At 76.7% G+C, this 14,239-nt stretch carries 4 protein-coding genes; 2 read left to right on the top strand and 2 right to left on the bottom strand.

Annotation, left to right across the window (positions count from 1 at the left end; translation table 11 throughout):
* Positions 1-65: 65 nt before the first annotated feature.
* Both Dvina_RS31135 and Dvina_RS31140 read left to right on the top strand, forming a co-directional pair.
* Entirely contained in the window at positions 66-2,768 is a 2,703-nt protein-coding gene (locus Dvina_RS31135; RefSeq protein ID WP_223092884.1) for a helix-turn-helix transcriptional regulator, read from the top strand.
* Positions 2,769-3,372: 604 nt separating this feature from the next.
* Complete coding sequence (locus tag Dvina_RS31140) at positions 3,373-4,029, top strand: LuxR C-terminal-related transcriptional regulator (RefSeq protein ID WP_223092885.1); 657 nt, start codon at positions 3,373-3,375, stop codon at positions 4,027-4,029.
* Between the two features lie 221 nt (positions 4,030-4,250).
* Here Dvina_RS31140 and Dvina_RS31145 read toward each other — a convergent pair whose 3' ends face one another.
* A complete protein-coding gene (locus Dvina_RS31145) occupies positions 4,251-13,901 on the bottom strand; it encodes a type I polyketide synthase (protein ID WP_223092886.1) in 9,651 nt (3,216 codons plus the stop codon).
* Positions 13,902-14,022: 121 nt separating this feature from the next.
* Positions 14,023-14,232, bottom strand: coding sequence for an MbtH family protein (locus Dvina_RS31150; RefSeq protein WP_223092887.1), 210 nt, complete (start codon positions 14,230-14,232; stop codon positions 14,023-14,025).
* Positions 14,233-14,239 lie beyond the last annotated feature (7 nt).

Consider the following 14,239-nt stretch of genomic DNA (forward strand, 5'->3'; position numbering starts at 1 on the left):
CAAGATTGCCGCCAGATCGGTTCGTAGGGTGTATCCGCTTGCGCGGCTGGGGAAGACTCTTCCCTGTGCTGATCGAGCGGGAGTCCGAGCTCGAGCGGGTCCGCACCGAAATGGCGCTCCTCGCTGCGGCGCCGGGCGGCGCCGCGCGCCTCGTCGCGGTCACCGGCGGCGTCGGTGCCGGGAAGTCCGCACTGCTGGACGCGGCGGCGGGCATCGCCGGGGCGACGGGGGTCCGCACGGTCCGGGTCGCGGTGGCCCGCAGCGAGCAGTCCCTGTCGCTTGGCCTCGCCGCACGGCTGCGCCAGGCCGCCGAGGACGGCGCGGGGACCGGTGGCGCGCCGGGGCGGATCGTCGTGGTGCTTGACGACCTGCAGTGGGCGGACAGCGCCAGCCTGCGCTGGCTGTGGCGGCTGCCGCAGCGGCCGGGCGGCCCCGCGGTGCTGCTGGTCGCGGCGCTGCTGGACGGTGACCCGGCCGGCGAGCGCGGCGAGGTCCGGGCCCTGCGCGACCGGGCCGATGCCACGCTGCGCCCGCGGCCGCTGTCGGCGGCCGGGGTCCGGCGGCTGCTGGAGGACGCCGCCGCGGAGACGGGCGGCCTCGGCGGGGACACCGCAGCGCTCACTGCGGCGGCCCGGTGGTGTCACGAGCTGACGGCGGGCAGTCCGGCCCTGGTCCGCGCGGTGGCCGGCGATCCCGCGCTGCCGGCCGGCGCCATGCCCGACGTCACCGGGGTGCGCTACGCGCCGCTGCGCCGGCGGATCGAGGCCACCCTCGAGTCGCTGCCGGAGCCGGCTCGGGCCTACCTGTGCCGCGCAGTGCTGCTCGGCGACGACGCCGATCCTCAGGTCATCGGCCGGTTCGCCGGGCTCGACGAGGTCGACACCCGGGCCGGTCAGCGGCGGCTGCGGGCGCTCGGGCTGCACGGGGCGGCGCCGGGCGGCCCGCTGCTCGACGCGCTCGTGCGCCACGTCGTCATCACCACCATGTGCCCGCTCTCGTTCGCCGAGGCGCACCTGCACACGGCCCGGCTGCTGTACACCGAAGGCGCGGCCCCCGAGGTCGTCGCCGGGCACCTGGCCCAGGCCGCCGCGACCCCGGAGCCCTTCGCCACCGAGGCCCTGACCGCGGCGGCCCGCCTCGCGGCCGCGCGCCACGACCTGGACACCGCGGCGCGCTACCTGCGCGTCGCCATCCGGACCCGGCCCGCCGGCGCGGCCGAGCGGGGCCGCCTGCTCATCGAGCTGGCCGCGGCCGAGACCTGCATCGACCCGGCGGTCGCCCGGCGGCACGTCCTGCAGGCGCTGCCGCTGTTATCGGCCGGCACCGAGCGGGCCGCCGCGCTCGGGCGGATCCCGCTGCTGGGCCTGCAGTCCGGCGCCGAGGAGGCGGTCCGCGGCTCGATCGACGACGCCCTGGAGAACCTCCCGGCCGACGCGGACCTCAGCCGCCGCCTGGAGGCCCGGGGCTGGATCTTCGGCTGGCTCGACCCGGCCACCCTGCACGGCGCGGCCGACCGGCTGCGCGCCCTGGGCTGGCTCGGCTCCCGCGATGCGCCGTCGGCGCGCGCGCCCCGGACCGCGGCCGACCGTGAGCTCGCCGCGGTCCTGCTGTTCTGCGCGACCACGGCCGCCGGCACCGTGGCCGCGGACGCCGGGCGCCTCTCGCAGTGGCTGCTGGAGGCGACGCCGACCGACCACGACGCGGCCCGGGCGGCGGCGCTCGCCGTGGTCAGCGCCATCACGGCGGAGACGGTGCCGGCGCTGCGGCCGTGGCTGAGCGACGCCATCGAGGCCGCGAACGGCGTCGGGTGTGCCCGCAGCGCCGCCCGGCTCTACGCCCAGCAGGCGTTCCTGGAGTATCACGGCGGTCACCCGGCCCGGGCCGCGTCCGCCGCACTCACCGCGTTCGACCTGGTCCCCGAGGGCTTCGGCGGCGACACGCTCACGCTGGCGATGCTCACGACCGCGGCCGCCGCCGTGCCCGACGAGCGGCTGCGCCGGCTCGCCGCCGTGCACTGCGGCCAGGCGCTCGCCGTCAGCGAGACCGGGCTGGTGCCGGTGGTGCACTGCCTGCTGCGGGCGTCCATGCTGTACGGCACGGAGCCGGAGACGGCGCTGGGCCTGCTGACCGAGTGCGAGCAGCGCCTGGCGGTGCACGGCTGGCTCAACCGGGCGCTGTTCCCGACCGGGACGCTCATCGCGCCGCTGCTGCAGCGGCTCGGCCGGCCCGCGGCCGCGCTGGCCTGCATCGAGGAGGAGCACCGGCGGGTCGCGGCCTGGGGCGCGCCGACTGCGGTCGGCCGGGTCCTGCGGGTCTGGGGCAACCTGAGCCCCGGCCGCTCGGGGCTGCGGCTGCTCGACGACGCGGTCAAGGTGCTGGAGGACTCCGGAAACCGGCTCGAGCTGGCCCGGGCGCTGCTGGCCCGGGGCACCCGGCTGCTGGCGAGCGGGCGGCGCGGGGCCGGCGAGGACCTGCGCCGCGGCGAGCAGCTCGCGGCGGCGGCGGGGTTCTCGTGGCTGATGAAGCCGGCGAGCATGGCCCTGGAGGCGCATCAGGAGCGGCTGGTGCCCGGCATCAGCTCGCTGACCCCGGCCGAGCGCACCGTGGCCCAGCTCGCCGCGGCCGGCGCGACGAACGTGGCCATCGCGGAACAGCTCGGTGTATCGCAGCGGGCCGTCGAGAAACATCTCACGAACTGTTACCGCAAGATCGGTATCTCGGACCGGTCGCAGCTACGTCAGGCCCTACGGCACGCTACCGAGCGGTAATACGGGTTGGTGCGGGCGCGCGCCTTGGGAAGCGGCAACAATCGGTGATCGAAGCATCACGCAGTGCCGCCATTTGGGCCCAAACATTGGAATCCGGGCGCCCTGCACCCCCTATTCCGATCTCAAATTTTCGGCAAGATCGCTTGAGGTTTGTATCGGGCGAGGCCAGCAAAACGTTGCGGGCGGCGACTGCTTCGGTACGGGGTCCGCAGCCGCAGTCGCGGTACCACCCGGCACCCGCATCGCCACAGAGAGTCGGCAAGGGTGTCGCCACCTGGACAAACCACCCAAACTCGGCGCCCATCGGGCCACAGCGCCCCGGGCACCGCAGCCGACCGGGGCGGAACATACCGCAGTTCGGTACGGCAAGCCGAACCAGCCTCGGCCTTACCACAGTCTTTTGCGTCCGTTTTGGCCGCGTTGACCTCCACCAAAAGGCATGCAAGGCTCCCGATGGATCACGGTGATGGAGCATTTGGGAGACGTGTCGATGCTTCTGGTGAGTAATCTGAACGCAGACGTTCGAGACGGAACTCAGGCCGAACCTCTCGCGAGGCCAAACACGAACGAAACAACAGCGGAACAATGTCGGCAACCTATGCCCTTGCATCCGGCACTGGTCGCGGCCAGCGAATACGGCGAGCTGTTCCTGACCATTGTCGAACGCACCGGCGTGGGTCTGGTACTGCTGAACCCGCAGTTACGGATCCAGCAGACGAACGCGGCCTTCCTCGAGCACTGCGGGCAGCCGCGCTTCGACCTGCACGGCTTCGACTTCCCGGAGCTGCTGCACCCGAGCGTCCGGCAGTACATGCGCCGGCAGTTCGACCGGCTGCTGACCGGGCGCAGCAACCGCTTCGTCGAGCACCTGGCGGCGCTGTGGGCGACCCGCACGGCGTTCACCGGCGCGCTGACCGGCATGGCCGTTCCCAGCGAGGCGGGCCCGCTCAAGACGATCGTGGTGCTGGTGTCTCCGGACAAGGCCGAGGACGACGAGCGCCGGGTGCTCATCAGCCCGAACAAGATCCTGTCCGAGATCAACGCGAAGATCCTCGAGGGCGTCGCCACCGGGGTGCCCACCGTCCAGCTCGCCGCCCGCCTGTATCTGAGCCGGCAGGGCATCGAGTACCACGTCAGCAACATGCTGCGGCAGTTCAAGGTGCCCAACCGGGCCGCCCTGGTCTCCAAGGCGTATTCCATGGGACTGTTCGGGGTCGGATCCTGGCCACCCAAGGTGCTGCCGGAGTACGTGCGGCGCTGAGCCGCACCGATTGGCTATTGCGCGTGGCCGGAGGCGGATGCCGCCTCCGGCCACGACCGTTTTCCGGCAGTGGATGAATATCCCTTTCACGTGTCCCGGAATGGGGATTGCGGATACCGGTGAGCGACGGCGCCGGGCACTGTTCGGGTCCGAACAACCAACCGCAGGGCCGGCGCCGGTCCGGGCGCGCTCGACAGGGCGCGCCCGGATCGGGAAGTCGCTCAGGAGATGCCGAGCTCCCGGTCGATCAGGTCGAACATCTCGTCGTCGGAGGCCGTGTCCAGCTCGTCCGGCGCGCCGTCCTCCTCCGGGGTGTCCTCCCAGCGCCGCAGCAGGCTGCGCAGCCGCTCGGCGACCTGGCGGCGCACGGCCGGGTCGCGCTGCTCGTCCGGCCGGGCCGCGGCCAGGGCGTCGAGCGCGGCCAGCGGGCCGGCCGCCGCCTCGGGCGCGAGCTCGGCGTCGAGGTGGCGGGCCAGCGCCACCGGCGTCGGATGGTCGAACACCACCGTGACGGGCAGCCGCAGCCCCGTGGCGGCCGTCAGCTTGTTGCGCAGGTCCACCGCCGTGAGGGAGTCGAAGCCGAGCTCCCGGAACGGCCGGGAGGCGTGCACCGCCTCGGGGTCGGCGTGGCCCAGGGTGCCGGCCGCGTGGCTGCGGACCAGGTGCACCAGCTCGCGGTGCCGGGCCTCGGCGCCCAGGCCGAGCAGCCGCCGGGCCTCACCCGCCACCTCGGGCTCCGGCGCCGCGGCGGCCCGCTCCCCCGCCGCCCGGGCCTCGGGTAGTGCGGCGAGCAGCCGGTGGTGCGGTGAGAGTGCGTACAGGGCGCCGAAGCGGGCCCAGTCCACCCGCGCGACGACGAGCTCGGTCTCGCCGTGCTCGACCGCCTCCACCAGCGCGGTGACGGCGTCGGCGGGCTCCATGCCGAGCACGCCGTGGCGGGCCAGCCGGTCGGCCTCGGCCGCGTCGACCAGGCCGCCGCCGTCCCAGGCCCCCCAGGCCACGCACAGGGCCGGTAGGCCGCGCGAGCGGCGGTGGCGGGCCAGAGCGGCCAGGTAGGCGTTGCCGGCCGCGTAGGCCGCCTGGCCCGCGTTGCCCCACACCCCGGCCCCGGAGGAGAACAGCACGAAGGCGTCGAGGGGCCGGTCGGCCAGCAGCTCGTGCAGGTTGGCGGCGCCGGCCGCCTTCGGGCCGAGGATCGCCGCGAGGTCCTCCGGCGCGGTGTCGGCCAGCGCCCGCTCGGCGCCGGTCACGCCCGCGCAGTGCACGACCGCGCTGATCGGCCGGTCGGCCGGCTGGGCGGCGAGCAGGGCCCGCAGCGCCTCCCGATCGGCGACGTCACACGCCTCGATGCTGACCTCGGCGCCCAGTGCGGCCAGCTCGGCCGCGAGCTCGGCCGCGCCGGGCGCGGCCGGTCCGCGCCGGCCGGTCAGCACCAGCCGGGGTGCTCCGGCCGCGGCCAGGTGCCGGGCGACGTGGGCACCGAGCGCGCCGGTACCGCCGGTGATGAGCACGCTGCCGGTGGGCCGCCACGGCGTCCGGGGCCCGGCCGGGTCGAGCGGCGCCCGTTCGAGGCGGCGGCCGAGCAGCCCGGTGGGGCGCAGCGCCAGCTGCCGCTCGTCTCCGGCCGCCCCGGCCAGAACGGCGCAGAGCCGCTCGGCGGCCGCATCGTCGAGCTCGGCCGGCGCGTCGATCAGGCCGCCGGGCCGGGCCGGGTCGTCCAGCCCGGCCACGATGCCCAGGCCCCACACCAGCGCCTGCCCCGGTGCCTCGCCGTCGACGCCGCACGTCAGCCACCACAGCGGCGCGGCGACGTCGGCGTCGCGCAGCCCTTGGACGAGCGCCACCTCGGCCCCGAGCCCGGGGTCGCCCGGCTCCGGCGTCGCGTCGGCGCCCAGCAGCGACACCACCCCGGCCACGGGGCCGGAGGCGGCGCTCGCGCGCAGTGACCCGGCGAACCCGTCCCGCGTCGCGTCGCCCGCCGGGCGCAGCACCTCCACGGTCGCCCCGTGGCGCTGCAGCGCCGCCGTCAGCGCGCGGACGCGCTCGTGCCGGCCGAACGCCGGGGCGACGATCAGCCAGCGGCCCTCCAGGCGGGCCGGCTCCGGCTCCGGCAGTGCGGTCCAGCGCACCGCGTAGCGCCACGAGTCGAGCCGCTCCCGCCGCTCGGCCCCGGCCCGCCAGCCGCGCAGGCCCGGCAGGACCGCCGCGACCGCGTCCGGCGCCACCCCCAGCGTGCGGGCCAGGCCCGGCACGTCGGCGTCGCGGACCGCGCCCCAGAAGGCCGCGTCGGCCGGGTCGCTCCCGCCGGCCGGGTCGCCCGGTGCGGCGTCGAGCCAGAAGCGGCGCCGCTGGAAGGCGTACGTCGGCAGGTCAACAACCCGCCCCGCCGGCCCCAGCAGCGGCGCCCAGTCCACGCCGACGCCGCGCACGAACAGCTCGGCGGCCGAGGTGGCGAAGCGGGCCAGACCGCCCTCGTGCCGCCGCAGCGAGCCGGCCACCACGAACGCGCCGCCGTCGGCCACCGCCTCCGCGGTCTCCTGGACCGGCACGGTGAGCACCGGGTGGGGGCTGCACTCGACGAACACCCGGTATCCGTCGGCGACCAGGCGCTCGACGGCGTCGGCGAAGCGGACCGGGGCGCGCAGGTTGTGGTACCAGTAGCCGGCGTCCAGCTGTGGCCCGGCCAGCCACTGCCCGGTGGCCGTGGACAGCATCGGCACCGTCCCGGCCGCCCCGGTAACCCCGGCCAGCCCGGTGCGCAGCGTCGCCTCGACCGGCTCGACCTGCGCGGAGTGGGAGGCGTAGTCGACGTCGACCAGGCGGGCCCGGACGTCATCGGCGGTGCAGGCGGCGACGAAGGCGTGCACCGCCGCGACCGCACCCGACACCACGACCGCCGTCGGACCGTTGACGACCGCGATCTCCAGTTCGCCGCCCTGGGCCGCGATGCGCCGCCGCACCTCGTCCGGCGCCAGCGCCACGGATGCCATGGCGCCGGTGCCGGCCAGCGCGACGATCGCGCGGCTGCGCACGGCCACGACCCGGGCCGCGTCGTCGAGTGAGAGCATCCCGGCCGCGCAGGCCGCGGCGATCTCGCCCTGGGAGTGCCCGACGACGGCGTCGGGGTGCACACCGAAGGACCGCCACAGCTCGGCCAGGGCGACCATCACGGCCCACGAGGCCGGCTGGACCACGTCGACGCGGTCCAGGCCGGGCGCGCCGGCGGCGCCGCGCAGGACGGCTGTCAACGACCACTCGACGTGCGGGGTGAGGGCCCGCTCGCAGGCTTCGATCGCGGCCCGGAACACCGGCGCCTCGTCGAGCAGCCCGGCGGCCATGCCGGCCCACTGCGCGCCCTGGCCGGGGAAGACGAACACGGTGCGGCCGTCGACGTCGGCGCGGCCGCGCACGATGCCGGGCGCGTCGCCGCCGCCGGACAGGGCGGCCAGGCCCTCGCCCGGGTCGCCGAGCACCACGGCCCGCTCGGGCAGCAGCGAGCGGGTGTGCAGCAGTGACCGGGCCACGTCGGCCGCGGCGAAGGGCTCCAGCGCGCGCAGCCGGGCCGCCTGCTCGGCCAGGGCGGCCGGGGTGTGCGCGGTGACCGCCAGCGGCACCAGCGCCGGCGGCGGCGCGTCGGCCGGCGCCGGCGGCGGCGCGTCGGCCGGCGCCGGCGGCGGCGCGTCGGCCGGCGCCGGCGGCGCGGCCGGCGGCTCCTCGAGGATGACGTGGGCGTTGGTGCCGCTGATGCCGAACGACGACACCCCGGCCCGGCGCGGTCGCCCGCCGGCCGGCCACTCCCGCGCCTCGGTGAGCAGCTCCACCGCGCCCGCGCTCCAGTCGATGTGCGGCGACGGCTCGTCGGCGTGCAGGGTCCGGGGCAGCCGCTCGTGGCGCATGGCGAGCACCATCTTGATGACGCCGCCGATCCCGGCCGCGGTCTGGGTGTGCCCGATGTTGGACTTGAGCGACCCCAGCCACAGCGGCCGGTCCGGGGCCCGGTCGCGGCCGTAGGTGGCCAGCAGCGCCTGGGCCTCGATGGGGTCGCCGAGCAGCGTGCCGGTGCCGTGCGCCTCCACGACGTCGACCTCCCCCGCGCCGAGCCCGGCGGCCGCGAGGGCGTTGCGGATGACCCGCTGCTGCGACGGCCCGTTGGGGGCGGTCAGCCCGTTGGACGCGCCGTCCTGGTTGATGGCGCTGCCGCGGAGCACGGCCAGGACCTCGTGGCCGTGGCGGCGGGCGTCGCTGAGCCGCTCCAGCATGACCATGCCGGCCCCCTCGGCGAGGCCGAAGCCGTCGGCGCCGGCCCCGAACGCCTTGCACCGGCCGTCGCGGGCCAGGCCGCGCTGGCGGCTGAAGCCGACGAACTGGGCCGGGGTCGACATCACCATCGCCGCGCCGGCCAGGGCCAGGTCGCACTCGCCGCGGCGCAGCGAGTCGGCCGCCAGGTGCAGCGCGACGAGCGACGAGCTGCACGCGGTGTCGACGGTGACGGCCGGGCCCTCCAGGCCCAGCACGTAGCTGATCCGCCCGGAGGCCACGCTCGACGCGCCGCCGGTGACGAGGTACCCCTCCAGCCCCTCGGTCCCCGCGGCGCCGGCCTGCAGCCGGGTGCCGTACGCCTGGTCGGCCATGCCCACGAACACGCCGGTCCGGCTGCCGCGCAGCGCGGCCGGGGCGATCCGGGCCCGCTCGGCCGTCTCCCAGGCGACCTCCAGCAGCAGCCGCTGCTGCGGGTCCATGGCGAGCGCCTCGCGCGGGCTGATGCCGAACAGGTCGGGGTCGAAGTCGGCGGCGTCGTACAGGAAGCCGCCGTGGCGCACGTAGGTGGTCCCGGACCGGTCGGGGTCGGGGTCGTAGAGGGCGGCGAGGTCCCAGCCGCGGTCGGCGGGCATCGGGCCGACGGCGTCGACCTCGTCGGCCAGCAGCCGCCACAGGTCCTCGGGGGTGCGCACGCCGCCCGGGTACCGGCAGCCGAGGCCGACCACGACCACCGGGTCGCTCGCGTCGACGACGGCGACGGGCGCGGCGGCCACCGGGGCGGCGGCCTCGCCGAAGAGCTCGCTGCGCAGGAACCGGGCCAGGTCGACGGGGGTCGGGTGGTCGAAGACGACGGTGGCCGGCAGGCGCAGGCCGGTGGCCGCGCTGAGCCCGTTGCGCAGCTCGACGGCCGAGAGCGAGTCGAAGCCCAGCTCCATGAAGGCCCGGCGGACCTCGACGGTCTCGGCCGATTCGTGGCCGAGGATGCGGGCGATCTGGCCGCGCACGAGGTCGAGCAGCGCCCGGTCGCGCTCGGCCGGGTCGAGCCCGGCCAGCCCGCCGGTGCCGGGCGCCGCCGCGGGCTCGGCGCCGGCCAGGAGGGCCCGGCGGACCTCGGGCAGCTCGCCGATGAGCGGGCTGGGGCGGGCCGCGCCGAAGACGGCGGCGAAGGTGTCCCAGTCGACGTCGGCGACCGCGATCGCCGCGTCGTCGTGGTCGAGCAGCTGCTGCAGCGCGTGCAGCGACGGCTCGGGGTCGATGAGGGGCACGCCGCGGCGGCGCAGCGTCTCCTCCAGCGCGTCGGCGATCATGCCGCCGCCCGCCCAGGGCCCCCAGTTCACGCTGTGCACGGCGATGCCGGCCGCCCGCTGCCGCTCGGCGAGCGCGTCCAGGTGGGCGTTGGCCGCCGCGTAGGCGCCATGGTCGCCGACGCCCCAGGTCGCGGCGATGGAGGAGAAGTACACGACGGTGTGCACGTCGTCCAGGAGCGCGTCGAGGTGCCGGGCCCCGCCGACCTTGCCCGCGGCCACCCGGGCCAGCCCGGCGACGGTCAGCTCGGCCAGCGGCGCGAGGTCGGCGACGCCCGCGGTGTGCATGACCGTGCGGATCGGCTCGCCCGCGGCGGCGCAGCCGGCGACGAGCGCCGCGACGGCGTCGCGGTCGGCGACGTCGCACGCGACCACGCTGACCCGGGCCCCGAGCGCGGTCAGCTCCTCGGCGAGCGCGGCCACGCCGGGTGCGTCCGGGCCCCGCCGGCTGGTGAGCACGAGCCGCCGGGCCCCACCGGCGACGAGCCAGCGGGCCACGTGAGCGCCGAGCGCGCCGGTGCCGCCGGTGACGAGCACTGTCCCGTCCGGCCGCCAGGTCCGGGCCGGGGCGCCGGCGCCGGTCGCGGCCCGCACGAGCCGCCGGCCGTGGACCCGGCCGTCACGGATCGCGACCTGGTCCTCCCCGCCGGCCCCGGCCAGCACGGCGCACAGCCCGGCCAGCTCGGCCGGCGTCGGCTGCGCGGGCAGGTCGACGAGGCCGCCCCAGCGCTGCGGATACTCCAGCGCGGCGACGCGCCCGAGCCCCCACGTCTGGGCCTGCTCCGGCGAGACCGCGGCCGCACCGGCGACGCCGACCGCCCCGCGGGTCAGGCACCACAGCCGGGCCGCGCCGTCGGGCCCGGCCAGCTGCTGCAGCAGGGCGAGGTTGGCCGCCGTCCCGGCCGGCACCACCGCGTGCTCGGCGTGCGGACGCTCGTCGAGGGCGAGCAGCGAGACGACGCCGGCGTAGTCGCCGTCGTCGAGCGCATCGGCCACGCAGACGCTTGCACCGTGCGCGTCGAGCGCGGCGGCGACCGCGGCGACGAGCGCATCCCCGGCCGGCCCGACGACGAGCCAGCGGCCTTCGAGGCGCCCGGCCGGAAGATCAAGAGCGTCCCAGCGGATCTTGTACCGCCACCCGTCGACCACACCGCGGACCGCCCGCTGCTCGTGCCAGGCCCGCAGCGCCGGCAGCACGGCGGCGACGGCCGCGGGCTCGGCGGCCAGGACCCCGGCCAGCCCGTCGGCGTCGGCGCGCTCGACGGCGCTCCAGAACTCGCCGTCCAGGGTGCCCGCGGGCGTCTGCTCGTCGAGCAGCGGGGCGTCGAGCCAGTACCTGTCGCGCTGGAACGGGTAGGTCGGCAGGTCGACAGTGCGCCGCCCGGCCCCGAGGACGGCGGCCCAGCCGACCTCGGCGCCGTGCGACCACAGCGCGCCGAGCGAGCTCAGGAAGCGCTCCGGGCCGCCCTCGTCGCGGCGCAGCGTGCCTGTCACGAACCCTTCGCCGCCGAGTTCGTCGAGGACGTCAGCGATGCCGGCGGTCAGCACCGGGTGCGGGCTCACCTCGACGAACTCGGTGACGCCCCGGGCGGCCAGCGCGCGCACGGCGTCGGTGAAGCGGACGGTGTGGCGCAGGTTGCGATACCAGTACTCGGCCCCGGCGACGTCGACACCTGTCAGGTCGGCCCCGACGGTGGAGTGCAGCGCGATCGTGCCCGCGCGCGGGGTGACCGGCGCCAGCAGCTCCAGCAGCTCGTCGTGGATGGCCTCGACCTGCTCGCCGTGGGAGGCGTAGTCGACGTCGATGCGGCGGACCCGGACCCCGTCGGCCTCGGCGGCGGCGAGGAACTCCTCCAGCGCCGCGACCTCGCCGGAGACGACGACCGCGGCCGGCCCGTTGACGGTGGCGATGCCCAGCCGCCCGGCCCACGGCCGGATCCGCTCGGCGACCTCCGGCTCGGGCCGCGCGACCGAGGCCATGCCGCCCCGCCCGGCCAGCGCCGACAGCGCCCGGCTGCGCAGGATCACGACCCGGGCCGCGTCGTCGAGGCTCAGCACGCCGGCGACGCAGGCGGCGGCGATCTCGCCCTGCGAGTGCCCGACGACCACTGCCGGCTCGACCCCGCGGGAGCGCCACAGCTCGGCCAGCGACACCATCACCGCGAACAGCACCGGCTGGACGACGTCGACGCGGGTCAGCGGCTCGCCGCTGCGCAGGACCGCGGTGAGGCTCCAGTCGGTGAGCGGCGCGAACGCGGCCTCGCACCGCTCGACCGCGGCGGCGAAGACCGGCTCGGTGTCGAGCAGTTCGACGGCCATCCCGGCCCACTGCGAGCCCTGGCCGGGGAAGACGAAGGCCACCTGGCCGCCGGGGCGGGCCGGGCCGCTCAGCGGGGCGTCGCCGGCCAGGTCGAGCAGGCGGGTGCGCAGCTCGTCGCGGTCGCGGCCGACGACGACGGCCCGGTCGGGCAGCGCCGCCCGGGTCGTGGCCAGGGACCAGGCCACGTCGGCCGGGTCCTGCTCGGGGTGGGCCGCGAGGTGCTCGGCGATGCGCCCGGCCTGGGCCCGCAGGGCGGCGGCGCCCCGCGCGGCGAGCGGCATCGCGATGACCGCGGGCGCCGGGGGCGCGTCGGCGCCGGCGGGCTCGGCGGGTGCCTCCTCGATGATGACGTGCGCGTTGGTACCGCTCACGCCGAACGACGACACCGCGGCCCGCCGCGGCCGGGCCGCCGCCGGCCAGTCGCGGGCGTCGGTGAGCAGCCGGACCGCGCCGCCGGCCCAGTCCACGTGGGTCGACGGGGCGCTGACGTGCAGCGTGCGGGGCATCGTGGCGTGCCGGATCGCCATGACGGCCTTGATGATGCCGCCGACGCCGGCCGCGGCCTGGGTGTGCCCGACGTTCGACTTGAGGGAGCCGAGCCACAGCGGCGGCCCGCCCGCCCGCTCCTGCCCGTAGGTGGCCAGCAGCGCCTGCGCCTCGATCGGATCGCCGAGGGCGGTCCCGGTGCCGTGGGCCTCGACCATGTCCACATCGGACGGTGTGAGGCCGCCGTCGGCCAGCGCCGCCCGGATGACCCGCTGCTGCGAGGGCCCGTTGGGGGCGGTGAGGCCGTTGGACGCGCCGTCCTGGTTGAGCGCGGAGCCGCGCACCACGGCCAGGACCCGGTGGCCGGCCCGGCGGGCGTCGGAGAGGCGCTCCAGCGCCAGCATGCCGGCGCCCTCGCCCCACCCGGTGCCGTCGGCGTCGTCGGAGAACGCCTTGCAGCGCCCGTCCGGCGACAGCCCGCGCTTGCGGCTGAACTCCATGAGCACGCCCGGCGTGGACATGACGGTGACGCCGCCGGCCAGGGCCAGGTCGGTCTCGCCCGAGCGCAGCGCCTGCACGGCCAGGTGCAGGGCGACGAGCGAGGAGGAGCAGGCGGTGTCGACGGTGACGGCCGGGCCCTCCAGGCCCAGCGTGTAGCTGATCCGGCCGGAGGCGACGCTGTTGAGGCTGCCGGTGAGCAGATACCCGTGCATGCCTTCGGCCGGGCGGTGCAGGGCCGGGCCGTAGTGGGTGTACGGCACGCCGGCGTAGACCCCGGCGGCCGACCCGGCCACGGACAGCGGGTCGATGCGGGCCGACTCCAGGGCCTCCCAGGCGACCTCGAGCAGCAGCCGCTGCTGCGGGTCCATGCCGAGCGCCTCGCGCGGGCTGATACCGAAGAACGCCGGGTCGAACTGGGCGGCGTCGTGCAGGAACGAGCCGTGCCGGGTCAGGCAGGTGCCGACGTGGTCGGGGTCCGGATGGTAGAGCTCGGCGAGGTTCCAGCCGCGGTCGGCCGGGAACGTGCTCGCCGCGTCGACCTCGTCGGCGACCAGGCGCCACAGGGCCTCCGGGGAGTCGACGCCGCCCGCGTAGCGGCACGCCATGCCGACGATGACGACCGGGTCGTCGTGGTCGGCCGGGGTCCGGCGGGGCCGCACACCCGTCGCGGCGGGCCGGTCGCCGAGCAGGCCGTCGCGCAGGAAACCGGCGACCGCGCCGGGCGTCGGGTAGTCGAAGAGCAGTGTCGCCGGGATGCGCAGTCCCGTGGCCGCGGCCAGGCCCTCGCGCAACGCGGTGCCGATCCCGCGGTACACCCCGATGCTGCGGAATGCCGCGCCGGCGGCGAACGGGCCGGGTTTGCCGGTCGCGGCGGCCACCTCGGCCCGGACCAGATCGAGCAGTATCCGATCGCGATCGGTGTCGCCGGACTCGTGCAGGCGCCGCAGCAACGCTGCCGGTGCGTCGGTCCGCCGGCCGTCGGCGAGGGGTTCCAGCGCCATGGTGTGCACCGCCTTACCAGAGGGAGGACCCGGGCGGTGCGAGTATGACCCGGACCGCGGCCGCCCGGGCCCACCGGCGGCGCTTCTCTAGTGCTTTTCCCGGGACTGTGCCGGGCTTCGCTCACTGCGCGAGGGACTCCAGCTGCCGGCGCAGGCTCAGCGGGCGCATGTCGGTCCAGACCTCCTCGACGTAGGCCAGGCACTCGGCCTTGGTGCCGGCGCGCCCGGCCTCGCGCCAGCCGCCGGGGATGTCGCGCCCCTCGGGCCAGATCGAGTACTGCTCCTCGTCGTTGACCACCACGGTGTAGCGGCGGTCGTCGTCGTCCTCCATGGATGCA

The sequence above is a fragment of the Dactylosporangium vinaceum genome (assembly GCF_019904175.1).
Lineage (GTDB): Bacteria > Actinomycetota > Actinomycetes > Mycobacteriales > Micromonosporaceae > Dactylosporangium > Dactylosporangium vinaceum.

What these genes read in the sequence shown, in the direction of transcription:
- Dvina_RS31145 (WP_223092886.1), bottom strand. Translation starts at nt 13,901, where the DNA reads ATGGCGCTGGAACCCCTCGCCGACGGCCGGCGGACCGACGCACCGGCA.
- Dvina_RS31150 (WP_223092887.1), bottom strand. Translation starts at nt 14,232, where the DNA reads ATGGAGGACGACGACGACCGCCGCTACACCGTGGTGGTCAACGACGAG.